The 26,081-nt window shown below is 69.2% G+C and carries 28 protein-coding genes; 10 read left to right on the plus strand and 18 right to left on the minus strand.

All coding sequences use genetic code 11. The features are described from left to right. Positions 1-39: 39 nt before the first annotated feature. Positions 40-1,038, plus strand: a complete 999-nt coding sequence (locus ACFWIW_RS10095; protein ID WP_378368098.1) for an enoyl-CoA hydratase/isomerase family protein — start codon at positions 40-42, stop codon at positions 1,036-1,038. Here the strand turns inward: ACFWIW_RS10095 and ACFWIW_RS10100 are convergent. Together ACFWIW_RS10100 and ACFWIW_RS10105 are read right to left on the minus strand one after the other, a co-directional pair. Beyond that, on the minus strand, positions 1,026-1,730 hold the full coding sequence (locus ACFWIW_RS10100; RefSeq protein ID WP_378368099.1) for a hypothetical protein: 705 nt from the start codon (positions 1,728-1,730) through the stop codon (positions 1,026-1,028). The two genes, ACFWIW_RS10095 and ACFWIW_RS10100, sit on opposite strands and share 13 nt — an antisense overlap. Continuing rightward, the gene (locus ACFWIW_RS10105; protein ID WP_378368100.1) at positions 1,723-4,719 is read right to left on the minus strand and encodes an SNF2-related protein; all 2,997 of its coding nucleotides are present in this window, start codon (positions 4,717-4,719) and stop codon (positions 1,723-1,725) included. The genes ACFWIW_RS10100 and ACFWIW_RS10105 overlap by 8 nt, the downstream gene beginning before the upstream one ends. A 90-nt stretch (positions 4,720-4,809) precedes the next feature. Here ACFWIW_RS10105 and ACFWIW_RS10110 point away from each other — a divergent pair, with 90 nt between their 5' ends. Beyond that, positions 4,810-5,421 carry a hypothetical protein gene (locus ACFWIW_RS10110; RefSeq protein ID WP_378368101.1) on the plus strand — a complete coding sequence of 204 codons (612 nt, stop codon included), beginning with the start codon at positions 4,810-4,812 and terminating at the stop codon, positions 5,419-5,421. 1 nt (position 5,422) lies between these two features. Here the strand turns inward: ACFWIW_RS10110 and ACFWIW_RS10115 are convergent, their stop codons facing one another. Continuing rightward, the gene (locus ACFWIW_RS10115; RefSeq protein ID WP_378368102.1) at positions 5,423-5,851 is read right to left on the minus strand and encodes a MarR family winged helix-turn-helix transcriptional regulator; all 429 of its coding nucleotides are present in this window, start codon (positions 5,849-5,851) and stop codon (positions 5,423-5,425) included. A 70-nt stretch (positions 5,852-5,921) separates the two neighbouring features. On the opposite strand from ACFWIW_RS10115, the gene ACFWIW_RS10120 reads away from it, so the two are divergent. Then, positions 5,922-6,530, plus strand: a complete 609-nt coding sequence (locus ACFWIW_RS10120) for a TIGR03086 family metal-binding protein (RefSeq protein ID WP_378368103.1) — start codon at positions 5,922-5,924, stop codon at positions 6,528-6,530. On the opposite strand, the gene ACFWIW_RS10125 is transcribed toward ACFWIW_RS10120, so the two are convergent. Continuing rightward, entirely contained in the window at positions 6,512-7,384 is an 873-nt protein-coding gene (locus ACFWIW_RS10125; RefSeq protein ID WP_378368104.1) for an alpha/beta fold hydrolase, read from the minus strand. The two genes, ACFWIW_RS10120 and ACFWIW_RS10125, sit on opposite strands and share 19 nt — an antisense overlap. Positions 7,385-7,472: 88 nt before the next feature. Between ACFWIW_RS10125 and ACFWIW_RS10130 the strand changes: the two genes are divergently transcribed. Continuing rightward, complete coding sequence (locus ACFWIW_RS10130) at positions 7,473-8,078, plus strand: TetR/AcrR family transcriptional regulator (protein ID WP_378368105.1); 606 nt, start codon at positions 7,473-7,475, stop codon at positions 8,076-8,078. On the opposite strand, the gene ACFWIW_RS10135 is transcribed toward ACFWIW_RS10130, so the two are convergent. After that, positions 8,062-8,781, minus strand: a complete 720-nt coding sequence (locus ACFWIW_RS10135) for a TetR/AcrR family transcriptional regulator (RefSeq protein ID WP_378368106.1) — start codon at positions 8,779-8,781, stop codon at positions 8,062-8,064. The two genes, ACFWIW_RS10130 and ACFWIW_RS10135, sit on opposite strands and share 17 nt — an antisense overlap. 83 nt (positions 8,782-8,864) lie before the next feature. Between ACFWIW_RS10135 and ACFWIW_RS10140 the strand changes: the two genes are divergently transcribed. After that, positions 8,865-10,331 carry a carotenoid oxygenase family protein gene (locus ACFWIW_RS10140; protein ID WP_378368107.1) on the plus strand — a complete coding sequence of 489 codons (1,467 nt, stop codon included), beginning with the start codon at positions 8,865-8,867 and terminating at the stop codon, positions 10,329-10,331. A gap of 43 nt (positions 10,332-10,374) precedes the next feature. Here the strand turns inward: ACFWIW_RS10140 and ACFWIW_RS10145 are convergent, their stop codons facing one another. From ACFWIW_RS10145 to ACFWIW_RS10170, 6 genes are all read right to left on the minus strand, one after another. Then, positions 10,375-13,137: a DUF5682 family protein gene (locus ACFWIW_RS10145; RefSeq protein ID WP_378368108.1), complete on the minus strand. Its 2,763-nt coding sequence runs from the start codon at positions 13,135-13,137 to the stop codon at positions 10,375-10,377. Continuing rightward, complete coding sequence (locus ACFWIW_RS10150) at positions 13,134-14,246, minus strand: AAA family ATPase (RefSeq protein WP_378368109.1); 1,113 nt, start codon at positions 14,244-14,246, stop codon at positions 13,134-13,136. Before ACFWIW_RS10150 ends, ACFWIW_RS10145 begins: the two co-directional genes overlap by 4 nt. Before the next feature lie 19 nt (positions 14,247-14,265). After that, a complete protein-coding gene (locus ACFWIW_RS10155; RefSeq protein WP_378368110.1) occupies positions 14,266-15,636 on the minus strand; it encodes a VWA domain-containing protein in 1,371 nt (456 codons plus the stop codon). After that, entirely contained in the window at positions 15,633-17,006 is a 1,374-nt protein-coding gene (locus tag ACFWIW_RS10160) for a hypothetical protein (protein WP_378368111.1), read from the minus strand. Before ACFWIW_RS10160 ends, ACFWIW_RS10155 begins: the two co-directional genes overlap by 4 nt. Beyond that, positions 17,006-17,470 carry a hypothetical protein gene (locus ACFWIW_RS10165; protein ID WP_378368112.1) on the minus strand — a complete coding sequence of 155 codons (465 nt, stop codon included), beginning with the start codon at positions 17,468-17,470 and terminating at the stop codon, positions 17,006-17,008. Before ACFWIW_RS10165 ends, ACFWIW_RS10160 begins: the two co-directional genes overlap by 1 nt. Positions 17,471-17,574: 104 nt before the next feature. Continuing rightward, a complete protein-coding gene (locus ACFWIW_RS10170; protein WP_378368113.1) occupies positions 17,575-18,213 on the minus strand; it encodes a haloacid dehalogenase type II in 639 nt (212 codons plus the stop codon). A gap of 64 nt (positions 18,214-18,277) precedes the next feature. Here ACFWIW_RS10170 and ACFWIW_RS10175 point away from each other — a divergent pair, with 64 nt between their 5' ends. Then, positions 18,278-18,850, plus strand: a complete 573-nt coding sequence (locus tag ACFWIW_RS10175) for a CGNR zinc finger domain-containing protein (protein ID WP_378368114.1) — start codon at positions 18,278-18,280, stop codon at positions 18,848-18,850. Here the strand turns inward: ACFWIW_RS10175 and ACFWIW_RS10180 are convergent. Both ACFWIW_RS10180 and ACFWIW_RS10185 read right to left on the minus strand, forming a co-directional pair. Then, entirely contained in the window at positions 18,838-19,119 is a 282-nt protein-coding gene (locus ACFWIW_RS10180; RefSeq protein WP_378368115.1) for an aldo/keto reductase, read from the minus strand. The genes ACFWIW_RS10175 and ACFWIW_RS10180 overlap by 13 nt on opposite strands. A 146-nt stretch (positions 19,120-19,265) precedes the next feature. Next, positions 19,266-20,108 (minus strand): helix-turn-helix transcriptional regulator, encoded by an 843-nt coding sequence (locus ACFWIW_RS10185; protein WP_378368116.1) that lies wholly within the window; start codon positions 20,106-20,108, stop codon positions 19,266-19,268. Between the two features lie 102 nt (positions 20,109-20,210). Here ACFWIW_RS10185 and ACFWIW_RS10190 point away from each other — a divergent pair, with 102 nt between their 5' ends. The 3 genes from ACFWIW_RS10190 to ACFWIW_RS10200 are packed head-to-tail and all read left to right on the plus strand — an operon-like array spanning position 20,211 to position 22,019. Then, on the plus strand, positions 20,211-20,483 hold the full coding sequence (locus ACFWIW_RS10190) for an Atu4866 domain-containing protein (RefSeq protein WP_378368117.1): 273 nt from the start codon (positions 20,211-20,213) through the stop codon (positions 20,481-20,483). Continuing rightward, positions 20,480-21,229, plus strand: a complete 750-nt coding sequence (locus ACFWIW_RS10195) for an SDR family NAD(P)-dependent oxidoreductase (protein WP_378368118.1) — start codon at positions 20,480-20,482, stop codon at positions 21,227-21,229. The genes ACFWIW_RS10190 and ACFWIW_RS10195 overlap by 4 nt, the downstream gene beginning before the upstream one ends. A 34-nt stretch (positions 21,230-21,263) precedes the next feature. Next, the gene (locus ACFWIW_RS10200; protein WP_378368119.1) at positions 21,264-22,019 is read left to right on the plus strand and encodes an SDR family NAD(P)-dependent oxidoreductase; all 756 of its coding nucleotides are present in this window, start codon (positions 21,264-21,266) and stop codon (positions 22,017-22,019) included. 25 nt (positions 22,020-22,044) lie between these two features. Here the strand turns inward: ACFWIW_RS10200 and ACFWIW_RS10205 are convergent, their stop codons facing one another. From ACFWIW_RS10205 to ACFWIW_RS10225, 5 genes are all read right to left on the minus strand, one after another. Next, positions 22,045-22,557: an SRPBCC family protein gene (locus ACFWIW_RS10205; RefSeq protein ID WP_378368120.1), complete on the minus strand. Its 513-nt coding sequence runs from the start codon at positions 22,555-22,557 to the stop codon at positions 22,045-22,047. A 95-nt stretch (positions 22,558-22,652) separates the two neighbouring features. Continuing rightward, a complete protein-coding gene (locus tag ACFWIW_RS10210) occupies positions 22,653-23,576 on the minus strand; it encodes a VOC family protein (protein WP_378368121.1) in 924 nt (307 codons plus the stop codon). A 1-nt stretch (position 23,577) separates the two neighbouring features. After that, a complete protein-coding gene (locus ACFWIW_RS10215) occupies positions 23,578-24,435 on the minus strand; it encodes a fumarylacetoacetate hydrolase family protein (protein WP_378368122.1) in 858 nt (285 codons plus the stop codon). A gap of 12 nt (positions 24,436-24,447) precedes the next feature. After that, positions 24,448-24,798: a hypothetical protein gene (locus ACFWIW_RS10220; RefSeq protein WP_378368123.1), complete on the minus strand. Its 351-nt coding sequence runs from the start codon at positions 24,796-24,798 to the stop codon at positions 24,448-24,450. Continuing rightward, positions 24,789-25,280: a hypothetical protein gene (locus ACFWIW_RS10225; protein ID WP_378368124.1), complete on the minus strand. Its 492-nt coding sequence runs from the start codon at positions 25,278-25,280 to the stop codon at positions 24,789-24,791. The genes ACFWIW_RS10220 and ACFWIW_RS10225 overlap by 10 nt, the downstream gene beginning before the upstream one ends. Positions 25,281-25,382: 102 nt before the next feature. Between ACFWIW_RS10225 and ACFWIW_RS10230 the strand changes: the two genes are divergently transcribed. Beyond that, a complete protein-coding gene (locus ACFWIW_RS10230) occupies positions 25,383-26,072 on the plus strand; it encodes a GntR family transcriptional regulator (RefSeq protein ID WP_378368125.1) in 690 nt (229 codons plus the stop codon). Positions 26,073-26,081 lie beyond the last annotated feature (9 nt).

Genomic DNA, 26,081 nt, shown 5'->3' on the forward strand with positions numbered 1-26,081 from the left:
GCGTCACATGGTCGGACTTCCGACTTTTAGGGTGGCTTCGTGAACGACGTCCAGTTCTTCGTCGAGAGCGGAATCGGCCGGATCACGCTGAACCGGCCGCGTGCGCTGAACTCGCTGAACCACGGCATGGTCCTCGCCATGCTCGACCACCTCGAAGCGTGGCGCGCCGATCCCGGAGTCCGCGCCGTGCTGATCGACGGCGCCGGCGGTCGCGGGCTCTGTGCCGGCGGGGACATCCGCGCCATCTACGAGGACGCGCGCGGCGGCGGCACCGCGTCGTTGCGGTTCTGGGCCGACGAGTACCGCCTCAACGTCCTGATCTCGCGCTACCCCAAGCCGTATCTCGCGCTCATGGACGGGCTTGTGATGGGCGGCGGGGTCGGCGTCTCGGCGCACGGCAGCCACCGGATCGTCACCGAACGCTCCCGCGTCGGCATGCCCGAGACCGGCATCGGTTTCGTCCCCGACGTCGGTGGCACGTATCTGTTGTCGCGGACCCCAGGCGAACTCGGGACACACATCGCGCTCACCGCCGGGGCGATCTCCGGGCCCGACGCGATCCACTGTGGACTCGCCGATCACTTCGTGCCCAGTGAACGGATCCCGGACCTGCTCGACGCACTCGGGTCGCACCCCACGGATGCCGCGCTGGAGCTGATCGCCGAACCGGCGCCGCCGAGCGCGCTGGCCGGGGACGCCGCCTGGATCGACCACTGCTACGCGGCGGACACCGTCGAAGAGATCCTGGCCCGGCTTCACACCGCGGGTGACGCGGCCGCCACCGCCGCCAAGGAGATCGAGGCGAAGTCGCCGACCGCGCTGAAGGTGACCCTGCGGGCGCTCCGCTCGGCGGCGGCGATGCCCGACCTGGAAACCGTGCTGGCGCAGGAATACCGGATCTCGGCCCACGCTCTCTCGACCGCCGAGTTCGCCGAAGGCATCCGGGCGCAGATCATCGACAAGGACCGTGCGCCGAAGTGGTCGCCCGCCACTCTGTCCGAAGTGGACGACAGGATCGTCGACGCCTACTTCTCCTGACCGGTGATCGCCCGGTAGAGCGGCCGCAGCAGGGCGTCGACCGGTTTTCCGTCCACTGTGGCCTTGAGCGGCGGAACCTCGTCGAGCAGTCCCAGCGGATCCCCGGCGGGCGGCCGTCGCCTGTTCGTGACGTCCCCGGCCGGGCCCCAGCCGAAGAAGTCGTCCATCACCTCGTCGAGCCCCGGTGTCCCGTCTTCCGCGGCAGGGGCCGTCACACGGGCACCCGCCTGCCGTCCGATCTCTTCGAGCAGCGTCGCGCGATCCCGCCCGCGGAGGGTGAAGATCGTGAACGGGTCCGTGTCCGCTTCGAGTGCGATCAGGCCCGCGACGAGGTGATCGCACGGGACGCGGGTGCCGGGACACGTGCAGTCCAGCGACAGTTCCCACGCCGCCTCGGGGAACAGCGGGACCTGCTCGGCGGCGAAGAACCGATCGATACCGTCCGGGACTCGCCCGTCGAGCAGGGCGGCCCTCGTGGGCTCGTCCGCGACGAAGGCGGCGACGACCGCCGTCCACACCTGTTTGCCGAACGCCGGCAGGCCGATACGGACATCGTGGAACCGTTGCCTGGTCACCCGGACCCTGGCGACGGCGGCCCCCGGCCCCAGCGTGAGCGTATCGACCGTACAGGGCGGAACGAGTCCTTTGTGGACACCCAGTTCGTCGAGCGCCCGGCGGAATCCGTCAGTCATCGGCCGCCTCCCGGCCGAGCGCGAAGACCTCGCGCAGCGAATCGGTGGAGAGCTCGGTGAGCCAGTCCTCCCCGTCGGTGACGACGAGATCGGCCAGCGCCTCCTTCTTGGTGATGACTTCGTCGATCCGTTCCTCGATGGTTCCGGGACAGACGAACTTCCGCACCTGGACGCTGCGCCGCTGGCCGATGCGGAACGCGCGGTCGGTGGCCTGTTCCTCGACCGCCGGATTCCACCACCGGTCGAGATGCAGGACGTGGGTGGCGGCGGTGAGGGTCAAGCCCGCTCCCCCGGTCTTGAGCGACGCGAGCAGGATCGACGGGCCCTCGCCCGACTGGAAGTGCTCGACGATCGAATCGCGGCGCCGCTGCGACAGCCCGCCGTGCAGGAAGGCGATCTTCACGTTCAGCCGGTGCGAGAGATGCGGCACGAGCAGATGGCCGAACTCGGCGAACTGGGTGAAGCACAGCGCGCGGTCGCCCGAGTCCAGGATCTCCGCCAGGAGTTCTTCGAGTCGGTCGACCTTGCCGGAGCGGTGCCCGATCGGCGAACCGTCGTGCAGCAGATGCGCGGGATGGTTGCAGATCTGCTTGAGTTTGGTGATCGCGGCGAGGATGTTGCCGCGCCGTTTGACCCCGGCGCTGTCGGCGATCTTCGTCATCATCTCGTCCACGGTCGCGCGGTAGAGCGTCACCTGTTCGCGGGTGAGGCGGTATTCCTGCAGGATCTCGATCTTCTCGGGCAGGTCCGCGAGCACGGTGGGGTCGGTTTTGAGGCGCCGCAACAGGAACGGCCGGGTCAGTCGCCGCAGCTCGGTGGCCGCGGCGAGGTCGCCCCGGCGCTCGATCGGCACCTCGAACCGCTCACGGAACTCTTGCCTGCCTCCGAGGACGCCCGGGTTGAGCAGATCCGAAAGCGACCACAGATCGGCGAGCCGGTTCTCCACCGGCGTCCCGGTCAGCGCGACCCGGTGCCCGGCCGGGATCCGGCGCAAGGCCTGCGCGGGTCCGGTGTTCTGGTTCTTGACCGCCTGCGCCTCGTCGAGCACGAGCCGGTGCCAACGGATGCCCGCGAGTTCGTCGACGTCGCGGGCGGCCGTGGAATACGTGGTGACGACGAGATCCACGCCCTCGGCCCGCACGCGGCCGCGATCGGCGCCGTGATGGATATGGACACGCAGCTTCGGGGCGAACTTGGCCGCTTCCCGTTGCCACGTGCCGAGCAGCGACATCGGGCAGACCAGCAGTGTCGGCCCCGTGTCGCCCTGCGCCCGCTCCGTCGCTTCGAGCGCGAGCAGCTGGACGGTCTTGCCCAGCCCCATGTCGTCGGCGAGGCAGGCCCCGAGCCCGATCGACGTCATGAACGCCAGCCAGGCGGCACCGCGGCTCTGATAGGGCCGCAGCGTCGCCACGAAGCCCGGCGGCGGCTCGACCGGTTCGATGGTGCGCTGGATTCGTCCGGCGAGGAAGTCGTCGATCCAGCCGTCGGTGGTGACTTCGGTGACCGGCAACGGCGCTTCGAAGCCGCCGCGGAGCAACTCGAGCAGGTCCGCCGGGGTGGGCAGCGGTGGCTTCTCGCGGTCCGGGTCGCGACGGAGATACTCCAGGCCGGCGCGCAACAGTTCGGGGTCCACGCTCACCCACCGGCCGCGCAACCGCACCAACGACGACTTCGCGGCGGCGAGCCCGGCGAGTTCCTCGTCGGTCAGCGCGTCCTCCCCGACGGCGAGCGCCCAGCGGTAGCGGGCGAGCTGGTGCCGCCCAAGCCGGTGCACGGCGGCCTGGTCGACGGGCGCGCCGCGGACGGACAGCTTGAGCGCGAGTTTCCGCCTGCCACCCCAGCTCGCCGGGAGCTGGACGTCGAATCCGGCCGCGACCAGCTCTTCCGCGCCGCCGTCGAGGAACTCCACGGCTTCGGCGACGGTGAGGTCGTAGGTGCCCGGCTTCTGGGCCTCGACCGCGGGGCCGAGCATCGGCAATACCCCGGCGGCGCGCTCCAGCTCGGCGGTGAAAAGACCTTCGGGGTCGGTGAACTTCGCGCCCGCCTTGCCGGACCAGACGTCTTCGGCCGGGAGCAGGAGGCTGGGGTCGGCCGCGGAGCGCAGGAGGAAACGCAGCTGCCACTTGGTCCCGTCGCCGGTCTGGTCGTCCGGGTCGTCGGCAGGGCCGTGCAGTGTCGGAACCTCGTCGAGCCGGACGCAGACGGTGCCCTCGGTGAGGTCCGTGTCGCCGATCGCGTCCCAGGCGGCGATGCCCTCGGCGACGATCCCCATCCGTCCCGGCGACTGGCCGACCCGGTCGTCGGCGCTCTTGAGCGCGTGGAGCCAGGACCCGAACGGGCCTTCGCGCCCATCGCTTTCCGTGGCGAGCCCGGCGGCACCCAGCCGCTCGCGGACCGCGGCGTCGACGAGGGTGTGGAGGGCGTCGGTGACGAGAGCCGCCGGATCCGGCCCGGGATGTTCGGCCCGGCCGACCGGTGGGGTGGCCGCGATCAGCGCCCGGACCGCGACCGCGTCACCGCCCCTGGCCACCGGCCGCCACCGCGCCCGCGCCACGATCTCGTTCCGTACGAGCGTCGGCAGCACCCGGCCGCGGCGGACCAGGTCGTCCGCCAGCCGGACGACGGCGCGGAGATGACGGACCGACGTGCCGTAGCCGACCGTCTCGGCCAGGTCCTCCAGCTCCGAGGGGTCGATCAGGAGCGCGGGCACCGACCAGGGTTCCAGCGTCGGTTCCGGCCGCGGACGGCCCCGCGCGCCCAGTTCGGGCGAGGCGAGCGGACCGCCGCGCCGCGACGGCAACAGCAGGACGGCCGTCGCCGGCTTGCCGGGATGCAGGGCGGTCAGATCCGCGACCGACGCGGCGAACGGATGCGGCCGGGCCGCGCTCGACGGCCGCATCGACGTCGTCGCCGGGCGGTCGCCGTGTTCACCCCAGAGCACGATCCCGCGGCCACGGGACCACAAGCCGTGCACGACCAGTGGCGACATGTTCCCCCTCTCCGCAGTCTGCTCCCTCCAGCATGCCCGGCCCCGGTCAGCGGCCGGTCAGCGAGGGTCCCGGCTGCTACGGTCCTCCCGGTGGAAACCGTCCTGGACACGATCGATCCGCGCGAGGCGCTGGCCATCATCGGCCCCTCGAAGGCCAAGCACCGGGGCGGCGGCACAGCCGGATCCGGTGCCGCCTGGCCGGAGCCGATGCTCCGCGCGCGGGCCGACGTCCTGGCGAGATCCAAGGTGGACGACGGCGGACTGCTGCCCGCGTGGCGGCGCTACAGTGGGAACTTCTACCGGAACGTCGGCGGCGCGCTGGGCGAGGCCGCGGCGTCCGGACGGTTGCTGATCCTGAGCGGTGGCTACGGGATCCTGCGCGCCGACGAGCCGATCTCCTGCTACGACCGGAAGCTGCGGCTCGGCGACTGGCCGCCGGGCGTGCTCGAAGACGCCGTGCTGGGGGAAGCGCGCCGGATCGGCGCGACGAAGGCGGTCACGTTCGTGTCCGCCAGCGCCGACTACGCGAAACTGGCCCGGCGGATCCCCTGGGATATCGAGGCCTTGCTGGTCACGATCGAGTTCCACGGGGGCGGCGCCCAGGTCGAGGTGCCACGCCGGCTGGCGCAGGCTTTCAGCGCGTGGTGGCGCCGTTCGCCGTCGGACTATCCGGCCGGGATGGTCGTGGAGGAACTGGGCTGACTCACGGCCACCGCGTTTCGGAAAGCACGCGGGCGGCCTTGAGGAAAGCCTTGCGGTCGGCGGCCGACAGCTGACCGAGCAACCGTTCCTCCTGCTCCTGGATCCGGGCTTGAGCGGACCGTCGCGACGCGCGGCCCGCCTCGGTGATCCCCAGCAGCCGGACCCGGCGGTCCTTCGGATCCGGCTCGCGGGTGATCAACCCGTCCGACTGGAGTGCGTCGAGGGTGCCGATGATCCGGGTCTTGTCCGCGCCGATCGCCTTGGCGAGCGCGGCCTGCGTGCGGACGGGCCCGTCGTCGAGCGCGCTCAGCACCACGTAGCCCCACATGGTCAACCCGTGCTCGGCCAGCACCGGCGTCTCGGCGTTCATCAGCCGTCGCATCAGCCCGCCGAGCATCGCCGCCAGATCCGGCCTCCCCTGCTCCGCCATGCGCAGACCATACCGACCGGAGTTCCGGAACCGGTTGACGAACTCGTACGCATGTGTAGATGATATGCATATGCCTATCGATGAACTCCGCATGCTCGACGCCGTCGTGACCCGGGCCAGCCTGGACCTCGTCACCAAGATCACCCCCGCGGATCTGACGAAACCGACCCCGTGCAGCGCCTGGACCCTGCACGGCCTCCTGGCGCACATGGCCACCCAGCACCACGGCTTCGCCGCCGCGGCCGAAGGCGAGAGCCACCTCGACCATTGGCGGCTGCTCCCGCTGGGCGACGACCCCGTCGGCACCTACCGCGCCTCGGTGAACCGCGTGCTGAACGCCTTCGTCCCCCACGACCTCGCCGACCGGAAGTTCGCGCTACCCGAGTTCTCCACCGAAATCACCTTCACCGCGGAGCAGGCCCTCGGCTTCCATTTCGTGGACTACCTGGTGCATTCGTGGGACGTGGCCAAAACCCTCGGCCTGCCGATCAGGTTCCAGCGAGAGGTCCTCGACGCCGGGCTGCGGTTCGCCAAGGCGATCCCGGACGGGAAGAGCCGGAACGCGCCAGGCGCGGCGTTCGCTCCGGCCGTGGACGCGACGGGACAGTCCGATTTGGACACGATCGTGGCTCTGCTCGGCCGTTCCCCGTCCTGGCCGGATCAGGTGGCCGCGGCGTGATGCGCGGCCTCGAGAATCCGGGTGGTGACGAGGCCGGGCTTCTCCAGCGACAACCCATGAGTCGCCTTGGGCACGACCTCGACCTCGATGTGCGGGCTCAGTGACCCGAGCCGGGACGCCACCGCGCGAGCGTCGTGGATGACACTGCGCTCGCCGACGACGATCCGGGCGGGTACGTCGATCGCCGCCAGCTCGTCACCGCTGAACAGGTGCAGCTCAGGAAGATGCTGCTTGTACTTGAGCGCGGCGAAGAGCAGAGGCCGCACGGTGTGCCGCACGTCCGGATCTCCCGACGCCACCAGCCGCAGGAGCCACTTGGGCAGGAACCAGCGGAAGATCTCGCGGAAACTCCACCAGATGAAGCTCCGGCCGATCACGCCGAACCCCGCGGCTTCGATGGCGACGACACCGGCGATCCGAACGGTGGACCGCGTCGCGAGATTCAACGCCAGCCAGCCACCCCTCGAAACACCGGCGAGATGGACCTTTTCGTGGCCTGTTCCCGCGAGCACGCCTTCGATGACCTCGGCGAGCCAGTCCGCGCAGTCTTGCGCGGACTCGAGCGGAGCGGTCTGGATCGATCGCCCGGGCTCGCCGAGGGAGTCGACCGCGTGGACCCGGTGCCGGACGGCGAGTTCGGCGATATGCGGATACCAGGACAGCGATGTGCCCATCCCGCCGGAAAGCAGCACGATCGGCGGGCCGTCCTCCGGCCCGCAGCTGCGAACTCGCGTCGGGCCGAATCTCGTGCCGATGCCCAGCTCTTCGGCGGGAACCGGCCACTTCCGCAGCACCTCGTCGTAGACGGCGAAGAAGCGCTCCTCGGCCTTCTTGTCGGTGAACTCCCCCAGCATCGGGCCTCCTCGGTTTTTATAGTGCACTTGCACCATAACAGTGGGTGGCCGTTTCGGCCACCCCTCACCGGCATGGCAGAGTGACCGCGTGCCGAAACGTGTGGACCACCAAGAGCGCAGGCGCGAGATCGCGGAGGCACTCTTCAGAATCGCCGCCGCCCAAGGACTGCAGGCGGTCACGCTGCGTGCGGTGGCCGCAGAGGCGGGCATCTCGATGAACCTGGTCCAGTACTACTTCCCGACCAAGGAAGAGATGCTGCGCTTCTCCTGGCAGCGGATCGTCGAGCTGACCATGGAGCACGCCGGGAAGACCATCGGCGAGGCGATGAAGTCGGAGGACGAGCGCACCATCGTGCGCGCCTATCTGACCTCCGTCCTGCCGGACGGCGAGCGCGCCCGCATGCTCTCCGCCGTCCAGATCGCGTATTTCGCCGTCGACGTCACACGCGGGAGCCAGGACCCCGATCAGGAACCGCTTCTGCCCCACCTGGTCCACGCGATCACCGAGCTGCTTCGCACAGCCCAGGAGAAAGGCGACGTTCCCGCCCGCCTCGACCCCCGTCTCGAGGCGGACTCCCTCGCGACGATGTCCGCCGGCCTCGTCACGGCGATCATGGTCGACGCCTACACGGCCGAGCGCGCGTCGGAGATCGTCGACTACCGGCTGGACGGGGTGTTCAGCGGCGCTCGATGAGCGCTTCGATGCCGTCCAGGATGCGACCGAGGCCGAACTCGATGTCCGCTTCCTCGATTCCCTCTTCGCCGTACGCCTCACCGGAGATCACGGCGGCGACGCGGGTGTAGCCCCGCGCTTCGAGACGCGGCCCCAGAAACGAACCGAGAGCCCGCACCTGATCGGGAGGGCTCGCGTTCACGTCCCGGAGCAGCGACGCGGTACTGCGAACCCATCCGTCGACCAGTACCGCGCAGCCCGTGACGTCCTGGGCGTTCAGCCCTGAATCCGCCATCCCCTCGAGGAAGTTCTCCAGCCACCCCAAGAGATTCGGCGTAGTGGGCGCGCTCCGCACCGGCAAGTCGATCAGCCACGGATGACGACGGCAGCGTTCCAGGAGCGCGCGGGCCCAGGCCGTGACCGCGGCGCGCCAATCGCCGGATACCGGCTCCGGCGGCGGCCCCCAGGCCGCTTCGGCCACGAGCACGAGCAGTTCCTCTTTGGAGCTCAGATACCGGTAAAGCGCGTTCGCGGTGACGCCGAGGCGTTTGGCGATCGAAGGCATGGACAGTGCCGCGTAGCCCTCAGCGTCGGCCTGCGCGATGGCCGCGTCGACGATCTGGTCGAGGCTGTATCCCGGTTTCGGCCCACGCCGGGGCGCCGGGGCGTGTCCCCAGGCCAGCGCCGTGCCCGGCGGCAGCAACTCGATCTCGACGTCGTCCATCGGGGCATTGTTGCACCCAAAACCGGTAAAGGCATACACTGTTCATGGCATACACAGTTACGTCACGAACCGGGGGATCGACCATGACCGAACCGACCAGGCGGAACGTGCTCCGCGGGGCGGCCGCTCTCGCCATCGGAGGAGCCGCCGCGAGCCTCGGGAGCGGCGCAACCGCTTCCGCCGCGCAAGCACCGGCGAAACCGCACCACCCGTTCCTCGAAGGCGCGTTCGCGCCGGTCACGGAGGAGGTGACCGCGTTCGGCCTTCCGGTCACCGGCCGGATCCCGGGCGATCTCTGCGGGCGGTACCTGCGCACCGGGCCGAACGTCCTCGGCCTCGAAGATCCACGCGCCCACCACTGGATGCTGGGTGAGGGCATGGTGCACGGTGTCCGGCTGCGCGACGGGAAGGCCGAGTGGTACCGCAACCGCTGGGTGCGGTCGTCCGGGGTCGCGGCGAAACTCGGCGAGCGGTACCCGTGGCCGGTGCCCGCCGAGGACTTCGCGCCGAACACGCATGTGATCAGCCATCACGGCCGCATCCTCACCCTGCAGGAATCGGGCGCCCCGCCCTACGAACTCGACGGCGAGCTGAACACGTTGGGGCCGTTCGATTTCAGCGGCTCGCTGGAGGGCTCCTACACCGCGCACACCAAATTCGACGCCCGCGCCGACGAACTGCACGCGATCACCTACCACCCGACCTGGGACCACGTGCGGCATCTGATGGTCGACCGGACCGGCCGCGTGGTGCGGACCACCCGCATCCCGGTCACCGACAGCCCGATGATGCACGACTTCGGCCTCACCGAGAACTACGTGGTCGTCTTCGACGTACCCGTCACCTTCGATCCGCAGCCGGGCAAGGTCGTGCCCTACAAGTGGAACACGGGTCACCCGGCCAGGGTCGGGGTGATGAAACGCGACGGCGGCCCGGTCCGCTGGTTCGGGGTGGATCCGGTGTTCTACTCGCATACGCTCAACGCCTACGAGCAGGGCTCCACGGTGGTGGTCGACCTGACCACGATGCCCGCGCCGTTCGAGGTGGCGGGTGAGCAGGGCTTCGGTGGTCCGTCGGCTTCGGGCCCGCCGGTGCTGGAACGCTGGACGATCGATCTCGCGCAGGGACGGGTGCGGCGCCGCGTCCTCGACGACCGGCCGCAGGAATTCCCGCGCGTCAACGAAAGCCTGGTGTCGCGACGGCACCGGTACGGCTACTCGGCCTCTCCCGGCGAACTGTTCGACGTCTACCTGGACAAGCCGTCCGGCTCCTTCGGCAACGCGCTGATCAAGCACGACCTGCGGAACGGGCGTTCGGAGGTGCACCGCTTCGGCCGGGGCGCCGACGCGAGCGAAGCGGTGTTCGTGCCGTCCTCCCGCGGCAAGGCCGAGGACGACGGCTACGCCCTCGCCTACGTCAACAACCCCGACCGCAACGCGTCGGACCTGGTGATCCTCGCGGCGCAGGACTTCACCGCGAGACCCTTGGCACGCATCCATCTGCCGAGGCCGGTACCGCTGGGCTTCCACGGAAGCTGGGTCGCCGACTGATCGAGAGGGCTGTCGCCGGAAGCCCCGGCGACAGCCCCTCGGTTCACACTCCGGTGAGCACCTCCTCCACCGCGGCGGCGGTGTCCGGATACCGCCCGAGCAGTGCCAAACCGGTGGGTGTGGTGCTCCCCCACTCGTCGCAGCCCAGCAGACCCGCCACCGCGTCACAAGCCGCCGGATGCGCCGCCAGCAACGCGAGGCCGCCGCCGTTGGCCTTCCTCGTCACCGCACTGGGTTCCGGCTGACTCTTCCAAGGCGGAACCCACTCGTCGAGCGCCGCGAGGCGACCGGGGAAGATCCGTCCGGCCTCACGCACGAGCAATGGCACCAGCTCGGCTCCGCGAGACCGCAGCGTGGTGATCAACGTCGGCAACCACGGCAACAGCAGCCTGTCCGGCAGCTCGGCGAAGGCGTTCGACACCGCCTCGACGACGAAGTCGGCCAGCCCCGGCGCCGGCTCCAACGCGTGCACGAACCCGCTCAGGTAGCGCGGATAAGCGGGCAGCACCATCGGGTTCGCCAGCAAGCCGGCGCACCGCTCGCGCAGCTCCGCACGGGAGAGGCGGCCGAGCTGCACCTGCGCCGCCCACAGCAACGCCACCTTCGACGGCTCCTGTGGATGCGATCCGACGATCGCCAGCTCCAGCTGCGTGCGGTCACACCCCAGCGACAAGGCGAGCGACTCCATGCTGAACAGGAACCCCAGCATGGCGGCGACCTGCTCGACGCCGGCTTCCTCGTCGGCGAAGGCCGCCGGGAGCAGGGTGCAGTAGTGCGCGTACCCCGTCCTGACGAAGTCCTCGATCCATCGAGGCAGCACCGGCTCGCTGGTCCGGTAGTGCGCCAGCAGCCTCCGCACCCGCCGCAGCACTTCCGGAGCCCCGTCGACGGTACGTTCGGTCGCCAGCACCTCCAGGGCACGTGTCCCCAGCTCTCCCGCGAGCCGGGCACTGCGCAGGTAGAGCGTCGCGTCCTCGACCGCTCCGAGTACCTTCGCGGCGGTGACCTGCGGGTGGTAGGCAGCGCGCCGAAGCCGCTGCTCCAGCACCTGCTCGACGCTGACCCCTTCGTAGCCCAGCTCGATGAGGGCCCGTTGGTGCGTGCCCAGCGCCAGATCCCACGACTCCTGGATCGGCCGCTCACCGAGCCGCCGCTCGCCCATGATCGGCCTCGCCGCGCCGTGCGGCATCAGGTAGCGCAGCATCCACAGCAGATCGGAACAGGGCTCCAGCTCCGGTCTCGACGCGATGTCGAGCAGCGCCCGTTGCACACCTCGTTGCTGCAGCTTGAGGTTCAGCGGCTCCAGCCTGTCGTGCACGTCTCGTGCCAAGGGCGGCAAGGCGTCGTATCCGACCTGGCCGATCCGGTCGCCGCCCATCATGATCTCGACGAGACGGCGTACGTCGCGCCTGCCGGGCACGACGTCCTTCTCGATGCAGGTGACCGCCGCGTCCTGGAAGTCGTACGGTGTCGGCTTGGCCCGATCACGCAGACCCGCCAGCAGGATCGAGGTCTCGAAGACCGCGATGGCGTCGGCCGTCGAGGCCAGATAGCCGTTCCGGCGCGCCGCCCGCACGATCTCGACCGACCAGCCGAGCAGCTCGGCTTCGTCCAGCCGGTCGAGCACCGGAGGCCGTTGCAGGAAGCCGGAAAGCTGGTCCGATGGATCCACTGCCACCGGATCCGATGCCGGCGCGGGCAGCTCCGCGGCCTTCTTCCGCTTCGGCCCGCCCACCTGCCCTTCCAGCTGGAACTGCTTCACCTTGGTGCGCTTGAGGTTCTTCGCCCACTCGGTCGCGGCGATCGACACCGATCCCCCGGCGAGCCCGAACTGCGCCTCGATCGAGGTGTGGCTCGACGGGATCAGCCCGTACTGCCAGGTGCTCTCACTGCGCGGGCTGATCACGAACCCGTCGGCGCCTTCGACACCGAACTCCGCGACCCGGCTGGCCGCGTGGAAGGCGCCGCAGATGTAGAGGCACTCCGCCGGATCCGCGCCCGACGCGGCGAGGTGCTCGCGCATACGGGTCCACATGTGGCGTTCGCGATCTTCGTCCACCTTCACGTGCCGGGCGTCCCCCGGTGCGAGACGGCGGAACAGGCTGCCGATCAGGAACATCACCTGGCGATAAGTGTCGTGGTCGCTGTCGCCGAGCGGCAGCTCGACGTACTGGTGCCACCACTCCGACCAGTGCCGCACCCGCCCGTGCCGCAGGAGGTGTTCCTCGAGTTCGGCGAACCGGGGCCGCAGATCACCGATCTCCACGCCGACCGCGTCACCGTGCAGCGCGGCCTCCTCCTCGGCGGGCGGAGCGTCCGGGTCAGTGGACGGTTCACGTTCGTTCCATTGGAAGACGTGGTCCGCCGACCGGTCCACGAGGACGAGCTCGACGCCAGGAGTGTCCAAGGCGTACGCGATCGCCTGGTACTCCGCCGAAGCCTCGGTGATCGGCGCGACGACGGACAACGGTGCCCACTCCGCGGGGAAGCCCTTCACCTCCGTCGCGAAAGCCTGCACCGCCACCGGGAGACGGCAGTTGCGCAGCTCGGTCAGCAACGGCGCCATGTCCTCGCACAGTTCGAGGTACACCACCTTCGGCTGCTTCTCCCGCAACCGCCGCGCCATCGCCACGGCCGAAGCCGGGGAATGGTGGCAGACCGGGAAGATCTCCAAGGGCTCGCGCACCGCGCGGTCGACGTCGTCGACCAGCCCGAGCAGGATGCCCTCCACTGCGCCGGGCCCGTCGGCGAAGGCGGCCGCGGCCTCCTGCAACTGGCCGCGCAACGCCTCGAAGGCGCCGCTCACGAGAGTGAGGCGATCGCGTCGCGGCCGCCGTCGAGGAACTCCGGCCAGTCCCCGCCCTCGTCCTTGCTGCGCGGCTCGACGACGCCGTGCAGGTACTTGTTGAGGATCGACAGATCCTCCGGCTCACGGCGGGCGAGCGAGCCGACCAGCGAGGACGCCAGCGTGCGGGCGGTCAGCTCGCGTTCCCCGAAGAAGTTGCTGTGCAGCACCGCGTCTTCGAGCACGCCGATCTGTTCGGCCGTGGACAACGCGGACTCCAGCTTCTCGTCGTCGCTGCCCGCCGACGCCGCCGCGGCGCGTAGGTCGCCGAAGCTGCGCAGGAGCACGTCGAGCAGTGTCGGCGGCACGTCCAGCTCGATCTGGTGGCGGCGCAGGAGTTCCTCGGTGCGGAAGCGGACGATCTCCGCCTCGCTCTTCTTGTTCGTCACCACCGGGATGCGGACGAAGTTGAAGCGGCGCTTGAGCGCGGACGACAGGTCGTTCACACCGCGGTCGCGGCTGTTCGCGGTGGCGATCACGGAGAAGCCGGGTTTGGCGAAGACGATCCCGTCGCTGTCCAGCTCCGGCACCGAGATGTACTTCTCCGACAGGATCGAGATCAGCGCGTCCTGCACGTCGCTGGTGGACCTGGTCAGCTCCTCGAACCGGCCGATCGAGCCCGCCTCCATCGCGGTCATGATCGGCGACGGGATCATCGACTCGCGGGACTGGCCCTTCGCGATGACCATCGAGACGTTCCACGAGTACTTGATGTGGTCTTCGGTGGTGCCTGCGGTCCCCTGCACGACGAGGGTGGAGTTTCGGGAGATCGCGGCGGCCAGCAGCTCGGCGAGCCAGCTCTTGCCGGTGCCCGGGTCGCCGATCAGCAGGAGCCCGCGGTCCGAGGCGAGTGTGACGATGGCGCGCTCGACGATGCTCCGGTCGCCGAACCATTTCTGCGCGATCTCACGGTCGAGGCCGTCGGCGCGCTCGGAGCCGAGGATGAACAGGCGCAGCATCTTCGGGGACAGGCGCCAGGCGAACGGCTTGGGGTTGTCGTCGACGGACTCCAGCCAGTCCAGCTCTTCGGCGTACTTGATCTCGGCGGGGGCGCGCAACAGGTCGGACATGTCTTGCCTTTCGGGGAGTTCAGGAGGTGAGGAAAGTCTTGAGTTCGTGGACGAGCTTGGTGATGTGACCGGAGATCACGGGAGTGCCGAGATCCTTGAAGCGCTCGCGGAACCAGGGATTGACGCTGCCCCGCCCGGCGCTGGTGACCGAACCGACCGGGATGAACTTCGCCCCGGACCGGTGGATCGCGGCCATGCTTTCGAAGAGCTGCTCGACGCGGGTCTCGTAGAAGTCGGAGATCCACACCACCACGGTGTTCGCGGGCTCGGCGATCTTCGGCTGGGTCAGCCCCATCGCGACCATGCCGTCGTTGCCGCCGCCCAGGTTGGTGCGCAGCAGTGTTTCGAACGGATCGTGGACCCAGGGCGTGAGGTCGAGCGCCTGCGTGTCGTAGGCGATCAGGTGAACGTCCACTTTGGGCAGCCCGGCGAAGATCGAGGCCAGGACGGCGCAGTTGACCATCGAGTCCACCATGGAACCGGACTGGTCGACCACCGCGATGAGGCGTTGTGGCGTGGTCTTCTTCGCGGTCTGCTTGTAGTAGAGGCGGTCGACGTAGAGCCGTTCCTCTTCCGGGCTCCAGTTGGTGAGGTTCTTCCAGATGGTGCGATCGAGGTCGAGGTTGCGGAACACGCGCTTCGGCGGGACCGAACGATCCACCTTGCCCGTCGAGGCCTTCTCGACCTGGGTCCGCAGGACCTCCGCGATCTCGTCGACGTAACGCCGGATGAGCGACTTGGCGTTGGCCAACGCCACTCCGGACAGATTGTCCTTGTCCCGCAACAACTGTTCGATGAGCGACATACTCGGGCTCAGCTTCGCCGCGAGCGCGGGATCGGCGAGGACCTCGCGCAGACGCATCCGTTTGACCAGATCCGCCTCGATGTCGCCGAGGTCCGGGCCGATCGCCGGGAGCAGGGTGCTCAGATCGGGTGTGCCGCCCCCGCCGGTGCCGCCGAGCCCGGTCGGGGCGCCACCCGGACGGCCGCCGCGCAGTTCGCCCGGACGGCAGCCCAGCGCGCGCTCGAGCCAGCCCGCGTCGGACTGCCAGCAGGACAGTCTGCTGGCGGTCACCGTGTGCGGCGGCTGCGCGAAGACGTTCAGCAGGACCTTCGACACGAGCGCCGCGCGCCGCACTTCCGCGGCCTTGTCCCGGCTGTCCTCGGCTTCGGGGACCATCAGCCCGTCGAACTCGGCGGCCAGCTCCGGATGACGCTGGACGACCGAGTCGACCGCGACGTTCGGATCCAGCAGCGCCGACGGCAGGCCGATGTCCTCGACCACGGCCACACTCGCCGACTCGAGCGCGGCCTGCTCCTCGGTGTCGAAGAGCCGGGCGAGCAGCCGCCAGTACAGGACCTGGCGGCGGTTGTCCTCGGGTTCGGTCATTTCCGCAACAGCCTTCCGGCGCGCTCGCGCAGTACGGCCGCGGCGTCGGTGGCCGCCTTCTCGGCTTTCACCCCGGCCTTGTCCGTGGTGCCGCCGGCCCAGGCTCCGGCGTGCACGGCCGTGGTCTTCTTCCGCACGGTGGTCTCGACGGCGAGCGGCTGGAGGCGGAATCCGCCGTCCCACCGGACGAGGCCGATGCACGCGCTGGAACTCGCGACCGCCTTCGGTGTCAGCGGGCCGGCCGCTGGGATGCGGTCCGTCTCGACGGGGAGCCGATTACCGGCGAAGGTGAACGTGACCTCGTCTTCGTCGCCCTCGATGTCGTAACCCTCGAGGAAGACGGGGACGGCGATCCGTACCGGATGGCGGTCCAGTGGCGCGACCATCGGCGTGACGGCCTTCGGCAGGACAACGCGTGCCGTCGAGAACGCGTCCGCGGGCTCGCCAAGACGGGCCTTTTCGTCCTGCCAGAGCAAGTCGCCCTCGGCGGTGACCGGCATACCGGCGAGGTCCATCGAGCGGCCCTCGCTGAGCGCCGTGAGCAGGGAGAGGTGCGGGCGCAGCAACTGCCAGATCCCGGCGCCGATGATCGTGTCCGGCTTGGGCACGGTCACATTCGCACGCACGAGACGGGGCGCCGTGCCGTCTTCGGGTTCGAACACGGCGTGGACCTGGGCCTGCGCGGCCGTCGGATGTTCGAGGAGGTCGACGCCGAGCGGCAGCAGGCGTCCGGTGACCGTGCTGATCGCCGACGTCTCCCAGGGAAGGGTCAGCAACATCCCACGCGACCACAGGTCGCCCCAACGCCTGGTGGGGACGCGCTCCAGCGCCGCACCAGGGCAGGAGGCAGCGAGCTCGGCCGCGAACCCGTCGAGCAGGACGGCAAGCCGACGCGAGCCCGGTTCGGCGAGGAGCGCGGAGATCACCTGCGTCGAGCCTGAGATGAGATCGTGGTCGATGCCCTGCCAGCCAGCTCGGGCCAGGTCCGAGAGCCAGGAACGGGCGGCGGCCAGCAGATTCGGCGAATCCGCCTCGGACGCTTGGCGAGCCGACTCCTCACCTTGCGGACGGCCAGTCGCTTCCACGAGGCGTGCGAGAACCGCGTCGTGCACGGAGCCGAACACCGCGATCCGCGCCGCCGCAAGGGAAACGAAGTGCTCCTCCCCCGCCGCCCCGGCCGCGGTCTTCTCGGCCGCCTCCGCGACCCGCGCCGCCAGCGGCGACCCCGCGACGGCATCGGCGAGCTCGGTCAGACCGGCGATCTTCTGGGGGCGAAGCAACCCGGCGACGAGTACCTCATCGAAGGCGTCGGCAACCGCCAGCGCCTCGTCGAGACCGGCGATGGGATCGGTGAGCAGATCGATACGCATCAGACCACCGCCCTGGTCGACGGGAACCACTGAAGCTCCGGCACGGGCGCCGTCGACGCTTCGAATTCGAGGTAGGCCAAGTGCCGCAGGAACTGGCTGAACACGGAAGCCGCGGCGGTGTTGTCACCCTGCGATGGCCGCGTGGCGCTCATGGTCTGCGAAATGGCCTGTGCTGTCGGCTCGGGAACTTCGACGCGCAAGTACCTCGCCACCCGCTCGGCACCGTATTGAAGGGTGGATTCGTTGAGCAAGGCGAGAATATGGTTGCAGAACATCCCCCGCGCCCCGCCACAGGGCCGGTTGTTGTTGGTACTGCAGGAGAATTCGTACGTACTCGCCGCGACCGACGAGACGTACACCCGCCCGATGTCCGATCCGCTGGACACCACGCCCTGCACCCGTCCGTCGGCCAATTCGACGAACGGGACCTTCGCGAGCTTGCGCGGGCGGGCGGGTGGCAACACCCGGGCCGTGCTTGCTCTTTCCCAGTCTGACAACGCATCTTCTCCTTGCGGGGTGCCTCGGTGGGGACTGGGACGAACCTAGCGGGAGGCACCGACAGTTTTGATCAGATGCGGAGTTTCGCGAGCTGAAGGGCCAGATCGGCGAGGCCGTCGGCATGGAAGTCGAAGTGATCCGTCTCGGTTGGCGGGTCGCCGACGGGCCTCGCGACGTAGGCGGTCCGGAGACCGGCGCTCTGCGCTCCCCTCAGGTCCCAGGAGTGGGCGGCGACCATCAGCAACCGCTCCGGCTTCGTCTCGGCCAAGTCGACAGCCAGCCGGTAGACCGCGGGATCCGGCTTGTAGGTCCGCGCCTCCTCCGCGGAGAGCGCTTGATGCCACCGGAGGCCGGCGTGGGCGTTGATCCGCAGCAGGCTCGTCCGGCCGGCGTTGGAGAGCCCGATCAGCGTGTGGTGTTCGGCGAGCTTGGCCAGCCCTTCGACGGTGTCGGGCCAGGGCGAGAGCTTCGGCACCACGTCCGTCTTAGTGGCGAGCTGAGCCGCTTCGCGGTCGAGAACGTCACTCGGCGCGTAGGGCCGTTCCCCCGCGACGATGCGCCGCTGCTCGGTCTCGACGTGGCCTTGCCACAGCTCGACCAGCTCGTCCGCGTCGGCATCCGGTGCGGCCTGCCGGACGGCCGCGCGGATCCCGGCCGGCTCGTCGACGAGCGTGCCGAGGATGTCGAACACCAACGCGTCGATCTCCACGGTGAACCTCCCGGTAAGGGTTAAAGTGTCGGTTAACCGCGAACGTACGAGAGGTCGGTAAGGGATGCAAGTGGCGTTGGACGATTACGTCTGGGCGGCGGGCGTCGCTACCGACCTGGTCAACACGGCGCCGGAGGTCTGGCACGGGGAAGACAAGCTGCCCGACCTGGCGTCTCTCGTCGCCTTCGCCGAGCTGCACTCGATCCCCGTGAACACCCGCCCCAGTGGCCTGCGCGCCGTTCGCCGACTGCGCGGCACAGTGCGCGATTTGATCGACCATCCAGCCCAGGCGCGCCTCGTCACCGGCGCCACCGCGCTCACCTCGTCGATCGGTGACGTCACCCTCGACACCTCCTCGAGCAGCTCTCGCTGGGCCGTCTCGCTCCGACCGGGCTCGACCGTCGCCGACGCGCTTTCACTGATCTGTGGCGTCGGCATACTCGGCGTCGTCCAGTCTCTCGGATCGGCACGGTTCCGCGCCTGTGGCGCACCTACTTGCCAAGGTGCCTTCATCGACACGACACGTCCCGGACGGCGGCGCTATTGCATGCCGGGACTCTGCGGAAACCGCGTCAACGTGGCGAACCATCGGGCACGTAAGGCCTCCGCGGCCGCGTCCGGACTTCACAACGCTTGAGCCCGCGCTGCGGTCGATGCGAACTTGGCGGCCACCTGCACCTCGTCCCGGCGGCCGTGGACGACCCGGCCCAGCAGCACCTCGTTGTGCCCAGTGCCGTAGGCGTCAGCGGTGTCCAGGAACGTGATGCCCAACTCCAGGGCCCGGTCGATGGTGGCCACACCGCCGTCCCAATCGGCTGCACCGTAACTCTCGCTCATCCCCATGCACCCCAGACCCATCGCGCTGACGGTGAGACCGGACGAGCCGCGCGTGGTTCGGGTGATCATGCGCGGATGCTCCTCCTGCCCGGCGGACCGGGCGGTACCCCGAAGGCTGACAACGCCTTCGACACTAGGACCTGGAGCGCGCTCCAGGTCAAGCCACATGATCCACAACGCAATGACATGCGTCAGTCGATGAGACTCCGCAGCCGTCAGGTGTCGACCGAACGCGCGTGGTGTGTGCCGGCGTGGAGGCTGCTCAGCAGTGCGAGGGCGTGGGCGCTGGGTGTGCCGGGTTCGGCGTGGTAGATGATCAGTTGTTGGCCGGGGGCGCTCCGGACGTCGAATGCCTGGTAGGTGAGGGTGAGAGGGCCGACGTCGGGGTGCACGAGGTGTTTGGGTTCGCGGGTCTTGCCGCGAACCTGGTGGGTTTCCCACAAGGCGCGGAAGTGCGCGCTGCCTTCGTTGAGTTCGGCCACCAGGTTCCGCAGAGCGGGCTCATGTGGGTCGAAGCCCGCGGCTATCCGCAGGTTCGCCACGGTGGCCTGTGCAGTCCAGTCCCAGTGCGCGTAGAACCGTCGTCCTGCGGGGTCGAGGAAGGTCATGCGGGCGAGGTTGTCCGCCGCGCGGAATGGTGAGAGCAGCGCGTCGGCAAGGGTGTTGGTGGCCAGGACGTCCAGGATGCGGTTGAGCACGAAGGCGGGGGTGTGCGGGTAGCCGTCCATGAGTTGCCGCAGTTCGAGGCTCACGGTCTGAGGTACCGGAGCGGGTGTGTCGTCCGGTGTGGCGCCGGCCAGCCGGTACAGGTGCTCGCGGGCGTCGGGGGCGAGATCCAGTGCGCGGCACAGGGCGTCGAGCACTTGCGGTGACGGGTGGGTCTCGCGGCCCTGTTCCAGGCGGGTGTAGTAGTCGGCGTTCACCCCGGCGAGCACGGCGACTTCCTCGCGGCGCAGTCCGGTCACCTTGCGCCGGCCGGAGTAGAGCACGCCCGCGTCTTCCGGAGATCGTTGTGCGCGGCGCGCTCGCAGGAACGCCCCCAGCTCACCACTGGCCATGGCGATCATGGTAAATCGCTGTGCGTCCGGCTGGGTGGGTGCGGCACACCCGGCCACCACACGTCCTGCCATCGCTTTTCGCCGTCGCCGACACTGGTCGGTATGACAAGCGATATCGACGTGGTCGGCATGTGGGTCACCGCGGACGGGCTCATCCGGCAGGAGCTGCGCGCCGACGGGCGCTACGACGAAGCGCGCGGCGAACGGCGTAGCGCCTACACCGGTCGCTACGCGGTGACCGGGAACCACCTCGACTACGTGGACGACACCGGCTTCACCGCGACAGGCGACATTCGCGACGGCGTGCTCTACCACGAGCATCTCGTCCTGTGTCGCGAGTCCGCCGCCGATCGCCGAGGGCAGGCACGGCGATGAGCGTGGGCGATGAGCTGGCGAGCAAGGTCGCGCTGGTCACCGGCGCCGCCCGTGGGGTCGGCGCGGCCACGGTCGCCTGGCTTCACGCCCGCGGCGCGCGAGTGCTGGCCACCGACCTCCGCCCCGAGGTGAACGGTCTCGCCACCCGGTTCAACGGCGTGTCCACCCTGGTCGGCGACGTATCCCGAGAGGACACCGCGGTGCGGTCGGTGGCCGCGGCGATCGACCGGTTCGGCAGCGTGGACATCCTGGTCGGCAACGCCGGTCGATCCGTGAACAAGCCGATCACCGAGACCACCGCGGCCGACTGGGACGAGCTGATGTCGATCAACGCCCGAGGGGCGTTTCTGCACGCCCGGGAAGCATTCCGGGTCATGCGCGAACACGGCGGGGGTGTGATCGTCACCGTCGGGTCGTTCGCCTGCACCGTCGGGTTGGTCGAGGCCGCCGCCTACAGCGCGTCCAAGGGAGCGTTGGCGCAGTTGACCAAGGTGCTCGCGCTGGAGGGCGGACCGCACGGCATCCGTGCCAACGTCGTCGCCCCCGGCGTGATCGAGACCGACATGCTCGACAACTTCCGGGCCGACAGCCGGGAGTATCTGCGCTCCTTCGGCGACGCCCACCCCCTGGGCCGCGTCGCGCAGCCCGAGGAGATCGCCGAGGTGATCGGTTTCCTCGCCTCGCCCCGCTCCGGCTTCATCACCGGCGCGGTCGTCGCCGCCGACGGCGGCTACACCGCCGCCTGACTCCCAGCAAACACAACGAGAGAAAGAGCGTGTCATGCGTGGACGCCTCGTCGGCAAAGTCGCGTTGATCACGGGCGCGACCGGCGGCATCGGACAAGCCACCGCGGAACTGTTCGCCCGCGAAGGCGCCAGCCTGGTCGTCACCGACGTCTCCCAGGACACCACGGACGAGCTCGCCGCGCGCCTGAAAGCCGAGGGCACCGATGTGCTGGCCGTCCGGTTGGATGTCTCCTCGCCGGAGAACTGGAGCGAGGCGATCGAGCTGACCCGGCGGCTTTTCGGCCGCCTTGACGTCTTGGTCAACATCGCCGGTGTCGTGGACTGGCCCGGCATCGAGGAGACCACAAAGGACGGCTGGGACCAGGTGGTCGCGGTCAACCAGACCGGCACCTGGCTCGGGATGAAGACCGCCATGCCCCTGCTGCTCGCCTCCGGCAGCGCTTCCATCATCAACACTTCCTCAGTGCTCGGCCTGGTCGGCAGTGGAGCCGCCGCCGCGTACCAGGCGACCAAGGGAGCAGTGCGGCTGCTGACCAAGACCGCCGCCGTCGAATACGCCACCCGCGGAGTCCGGGTCAACTCGGTGCACCCTGGCGTCATCGCCACCCCGATGATCCAAGATCTGCTCGACGAACAGGGCGACCAGCAACCCGATATCGTGCGCACCCCTATGCGCCGCGCAGGTAGCCCCGCCGAGGTCGCTCCTACGATGCTCTTCTTGGCAAGCGACGAATCCTCGTTCGTCACCGGAACAGAGCTCGTCGTCGACGGCGGACTCACCGCACACTGACGACCAGCCCGGGATTCACGCCGAGTTATCCGGCAGTGCCTTCGAGGTGTGTCTTGATCAGTTCCAGGCCGGGCTGGATGAGCGCGGGGTCTTCGACGGGGTGCGGGCCGGGCGGTTCGGTGTCCGGGATCAGCCGCTCGAACAGGCGGCAGAACAGGGTGGTTCCGTCGCCGAGGTCGAACGTGGTGAAGGTGGCGATCGCGTGCATCGGTGCCAGGGTGCCGTCGTCGTACACGTCCCGGCCGACCACCGTCCACAGTTTGCCGGGGACACGCGCAACCACGGTGTAGAGCTTCGGCTTCTCGTTCAGTTCCGGCTGGATGGTTTCGAGCAGCTCGTCGCCGAGTTCGGCGGGGACGTCCGCCGTGCCGCGGCGAACCTCGGTACCGAGGGCCATCGGCAGCCATTTCGGCAGGTTCGACCAGGTGGTCACCCAGTCGTACACCTCCTGTGCCGGGCGCTTGACGACGATGCGGTTTTCGACGAACCGGATGTTCAGGTTGTCCGGGATTTGGGGGACGTACAGTTCCTCTGACACAACTTCTCCTTTTCCGATCAGGCGCGGGAGGTTCCGGCGCCTGGGGCCTTTCTCGATTTCCGGTGACACGTCAGCCGGCCGGGAGGCCGCCGCGGTCACCGGGAGGGTGCGTGCTGTCCGGTCATGAGCGCGGCGAGGTCGTCCGGCTCCAGGAACGACGGCGGCGGTGGCGGGCCCCAGCTGAACAGGCCTTGCGCGCCTTCGAAGACCTCCGGGGTCCAGATCTCGTCCTCGGGGATGCAGTCCATGTCGGCGTAGTACTCACTGAAGTTCCCGGCCGGATCCTTGAGGTACCAGAAGAAGTTGGAGCCCGCGTGGTGGCGGCCGAGGCCCCAGACGTGCCGGTCGGGATTGCCTTCCAGCATCGCCTTCGCTCCTCGCCCGACGTCGTCGATGTCGTCGACCTGCCAGGACGTGTGGTGCAGGAAGTTCACCGGTGCCGCGAGCGCCAGCACGTTGTGGTGATCGACCGAGCAGCGCATGAAGGCGCCTTTGTCCCCGATGTAGTCACTGACCTTGAAACCGAGTCCTTCGGTGAAGAACCGCATGGTGGCTTCGAGATCGGTCGTACCCACCACGCAGTGGCCGAGTTTCTTGGGCCGGATCGGATCCTCTCGCAGCACCCCGGGCGCGCGGCCGTACCTTTCGATGCGGCCGGGCCCGTTGTAAGGGGTGGCAAGGACGGGCTGTTGCGCGATCCGCGGCGCGATCTCGACGCGGACGGTGAACCCGGAAACCGGTTCGATCGCGGTGACCGCGCTGCCGTCCGTGCCGCCGGCCACGCCGAGGCGGTTCAACCGCGACGCCAGCCGCGCGATGTCGTCGGCGTCGTCGACCCCCACTCCGAGTTCGAGCAACTGACGGTAGGGGGCGTGCCGGACCCGTAGCTGCTCGCCGCCTTCGCGGGTGGTGAAAGCTCCGCCGCCGAGGTGGGTGAGGCCGAAATCGGTGTAGTAGGCGATGGTGTCCGCGACGTTCGGGACACCCATCGTGACCCGGGTGAGGCGGTGCATGCCCATGTCAGTCCTCCTGCGCGGCAACGAAGGTCTGGCGCATCTCACCGATGCCTTCGATCCAGCTGACGAGTTGTTCACCGGGACGCAGGAACCGTTTCGGCGTGCGGCCCACGCCCACGCCCGCCGGGGTCCCGGTGAAGACGAGGTCGCCCGGATACAGGGTGATGGTCCGCGACAGCGCGGAAATCAGTTTGGCGACCGGGTAGATCAGCGCGCCGGTGCGGCCGTCCTGCACGGTCTCGCCGTCGACCGCGCAGCCGAGCGCCAGATCGTCGCGGTCCGCCAGCTCGTCCGGCGTGACCAGCCACGGCCCGACCGGCGCGAAGTTCGGGAACGACTTGCCGAGGCTGAACTGTGGGGCGGGACCGGCCAGCTGCGTGATGCGCTCGGAGAGATCCTGCCCGATCGTCACCCCGGCGACGTGGTCCCACGCGTCCGATTCCGCGACGCGGGTGGCGGTCCGGCCGATGACGACGACGAGTTCCACCTCCCAGTCCACGTCCCCACCGGCAGGCAGCACGACCTCCGCGTCAGGACCGGTCAGTGCGGACACGAACTTGGTGAACGTCGGCGGAAGCCCGTCCGGTGCCTCGAAACCGGACTCGGCGGCGTGGGCGTCGTAGTTCAGGCCGATCGCGACGATCTGCCGCGGGGCCGGTGAGGGCGAGCCCAGTTGCGCGCGGGTGAAGACGACGCCGGGCCCGGCGGGCGGCTGCTCCGCCCAGGCCCGGAACCCGTCCCAGTTCTCGTACACGGACACGAGATCGGGGCCGAACTTACCGCCCGACGCTGTCTCGACGTCGATTCCGGTGTCGTCAGCGGCCAGCAACACCGCGCGTCCGTCCACATTAGCCAGTTTCATGGTTCTTTCCTTTCATCGCTTCACCACCGGGTCGCCGTGCGTGGCCTCGACCGCACGACGCGCACCGGCCAGGTCGGCACCGACCAGGCGGTGATCGCGCTTCACGATCCGGCCGTCGACAAGGACGGCGTCGACGTCCGCGCGCTGGGCGTGCAGGACGACGTGTCCGTGCGGGTTCAGCAGCGGCGTCATCGCCGGTGAGTCGTCGTTGCGGACGAGCCCGGCGCTCTGCTCGCTTTCCGTGGACACCGACACCGACCCGCCGGTCGCCGCGATGCCTGCGTAGGAGTCCGCTGAGAGCGTCGAGGCGTGCACGTACACCGTCCTGGCCTCGCCGTAGCCGTGTTCATGGATCAGCCGCACGGCGTCGTCGCCCGTCGTGCCTTCGAGATCGCCGGAGCGACGGTCGAAAAACTTGCGGAGCTCGGGGTGCCCGTCCAGTTCGCGAGCGCGCCCTGGATGTTGCCGTAGGCCAGCACGAACCTTCCCGGCACCGAGGCGAGCGCGTCGACCGCGGCGTCGGCATGGTCGATCGTCTGCAGGCCGTGCGACCAGTCCACGCAGGTGGTGACGCCGGCGTCGAGCGCCTCCAGCGCGCCGAGGAGGTTCCCGGCGTGGATGTCCTCCGGCCGGAACTTCTTGCCCCAGTTCAGGTAGTACCACACGAAGTACTGCGTGAGCGTCCAGTCGGCACCGTAACCGCGGGCGTCGATCTCGTCGGTGCCGCCGGGAACGACCAGATCGACGCCGATGGCCGCGATCCGGCCGTCGACCACGAGCACGTCGTGGCCCTCGAGGACGCTCCCGGCGCGGAAGACGGTCGGGCGGAGGTCGTTCGCGGACATCGGTGCTCCTCGTATCGCCGGCAGGCCGGACCGGGTAATTCGAAACTATGGCAATACTTTCGAAAGTTCAACCTGGATTCGTAAGCTGCTAGGGTGTGCGGCATGACCAAGAGCGGCGGAGCGACCCGCACCGACGGCATCCACCAGGCGTTACGCGCCGACATCCTCGCGGGCCGGCTGACGCCGGGAGGACGGCTCAAGTTCCCGGACCTGGCCGACCGCTACAAAGTGAGCGTCGGCGTCACCCGCGAGGCGCTGACGAGACTGGTCGCCGAAGGGCTTGTGGTGGCGAGGCCGCGTCAGGGCTACCTGGTCCGGCCGCTGTCCCATCAGGACCTGGCCGAGCTGACGCAGGCGCGGGCGGAGATCGAAGCACTGGTGCTGGGGCTCTCGATACGGGAAGGCGACACGCGCTGGGAGGCCGATGCCGTTGCCGCGCACCACCTTCTGGAACGCACGCCGTACCGCGACCCGGCGGATCCGGACCACCTGTCCGACGAGTGGTCGCAGGCACACGCTGCCTTCCACCACGCACTGCTGGCCGGCTGCCGCAACCAGCGGCTGCTCGACGCGGCGCGGTCGTTGCGGCAGGAGGCCGAGCTGTACCGGCAGTGGTCGGTGTCCTTGGGCAACGAACCCGGCCGCGATGTCGCCGCCGAGCATCGAGCGCTGCTCGACGCCGTTCTCGCGCATGAGGCCGACCGCGCGCAGGAACTGTTGCGCGACCACATCGCGCACACCGCCCGGCTGTTGATCAGCTGCGCGTCCGATCACCCCAACCAGGCCGAGTGAGCAGCCGAA

The organism is Amycolatopsis sp. NPDC058340 (genome assembly GCF_042723975.1).
Taxonomy (GTDB): Bacteria; Actinomycetota; Actinomycetes; order Mycobacteriales; family Pseudonocardiaceae; genus Amycolatopsis.

Coding starts and splice junctions, on each gene's coding strand:
- ACFWIW_RS10100 (WP_378368099.1), bottom strand. CDS start 1,730: ATGACTGACGGATTCCGCCGGGCGCTCGACGAACTGGGTGTCCACAAA.
- ACFWIW_RS10105 (WP_378368100.1), bottom strand. CDS start 4,719: ATGTCGCCACTGGTCGTGCACGGCTTGTGGTCCCGTGGCCGCGGGATC.
- ACFWIW_RS10115 (WP_378368102.1), bottom strand. CDS start 5,851: ATGGCGGAGCAGGGGAGGCCGGATCTGGCGGCGATGCTCGGCGGGCTG.
- ACFWIW_RS10120 (WP_378368103.1), top strand. CDS start 5,922: ATGCCTATCGATGAACTCCGCATGCTCGACGCCGTCGTGACCCGGGCC.
- ACFWIW_RS10125 (WP_378368104.1), bottom strand. CDS start 7,384: ATGCTGGGGGAGTTCACCGACAAGAAGGCCGAGGAGCGCTTCTTCGCC.
- ACFWIW_RS10135 (WP_378368106.1), bottom strand. CDS start 8,781: ATGGACGACGTCGAGATCGAGTTGCTGCCGCCGGGCACGGCGCTGGCC.
- ACFWIW_RS10140 (WP_378368107.1), top strand. CDS start 8,865: ATGACCGAACCGACCAGGCGGAACGTGCTCCGCGGGGCGGCCGCTCTC.
- ACFWIW_RS10150 (WP_378368109.1), bottom strand. CDS start 14,246: ATGTCCGACCTGTTGCGCGCCCCCGCCGAGATCAAGTACGCCGAAGAG.
- ACFWIW_RS10155 (WP_378368110.1), bottom strand. CDS start 15,636: ATGACCGAACCCGAGGACAACCGCCGCCAGGTCCTGTACTGGCGGCTG.
- ACFWIW_RS10160 (WP_378368111.1), bottom strand. CDS start 17,006: ATGCGTATCGATCTGCTCACCGATCCCATCGCCGGTCTCGACGAGGCG.
- ACFWIW_RS10175 (WP_378368114.1), top strand. CDS start 18,278: ATGCAAGTGGCGTTGGACGATTACGTCTGGGCGGCGGGCGTCGCTACC.
- ACFWIW_RS10180 (WP_378368115.1), bottom strand. CDS start 19,119: ATGATCACCCGAACCACGCGCGGCTCGTCCGGTCTCACCGTCAGCGCG.
- ACFWIW_RS10185 (WP_378368116.1), bottom strand. CDS start 20,108: ATGGCCAGTGGTGAGCTGGGGGCGTTCCTGCGAGCGCGCCGCGCACAA.
- ACFWIW_RS10190 (WP_378368117.1), top strand. CDS start 20,211: ATGACAAGCGATATCGACGTGGTCGGCATGTGGGTCACCGCGGACGGG.
- ACFWIW_RS10195 (WP_378368118.1), top strand. CDS start 20,480: ATGAGCGTGGGCGATGAGCTGGCGAGCAAGGTCGCGCTGGTCACCGGC.
- ACFWIW_RS10200 (WP_378368119.1), top strand. CDS start 21,264: ATGCGTGGACGCCTCGTCGGCAAAGTCGCGTTGATCACGGGCGCGACC.
- ACFWIW_RS10210 (WP_378368121.1), bottom strand. CDS start 23,576: ATGGGCATGCACCGCCTCACCCGGGTCACGATGGGTGTCCCGAACGTC.
- ACFWIW_RS10215 (WP_378368122.1), bottom strand. CDS start 24,435: ATGAAACTGGCTAATGTGGACGGACGCGCGGTGTTGCTGGCCGCTGAC.
- ACFWIW_RS10225 (WP_378368124.1), bottom strand. CDS start 25,280: ATGTCCGCGAACGACCTCCGCCCGACCGTCTTCCGCGCCGGGAGCGTC.
- ACFWIW_RS10230 (WP_378368125.1), top strand. CDS start 25,383: ATGACCAAGAGCGGCGGAGCGACCCGCACCGACGGCATCCACCAGGCG.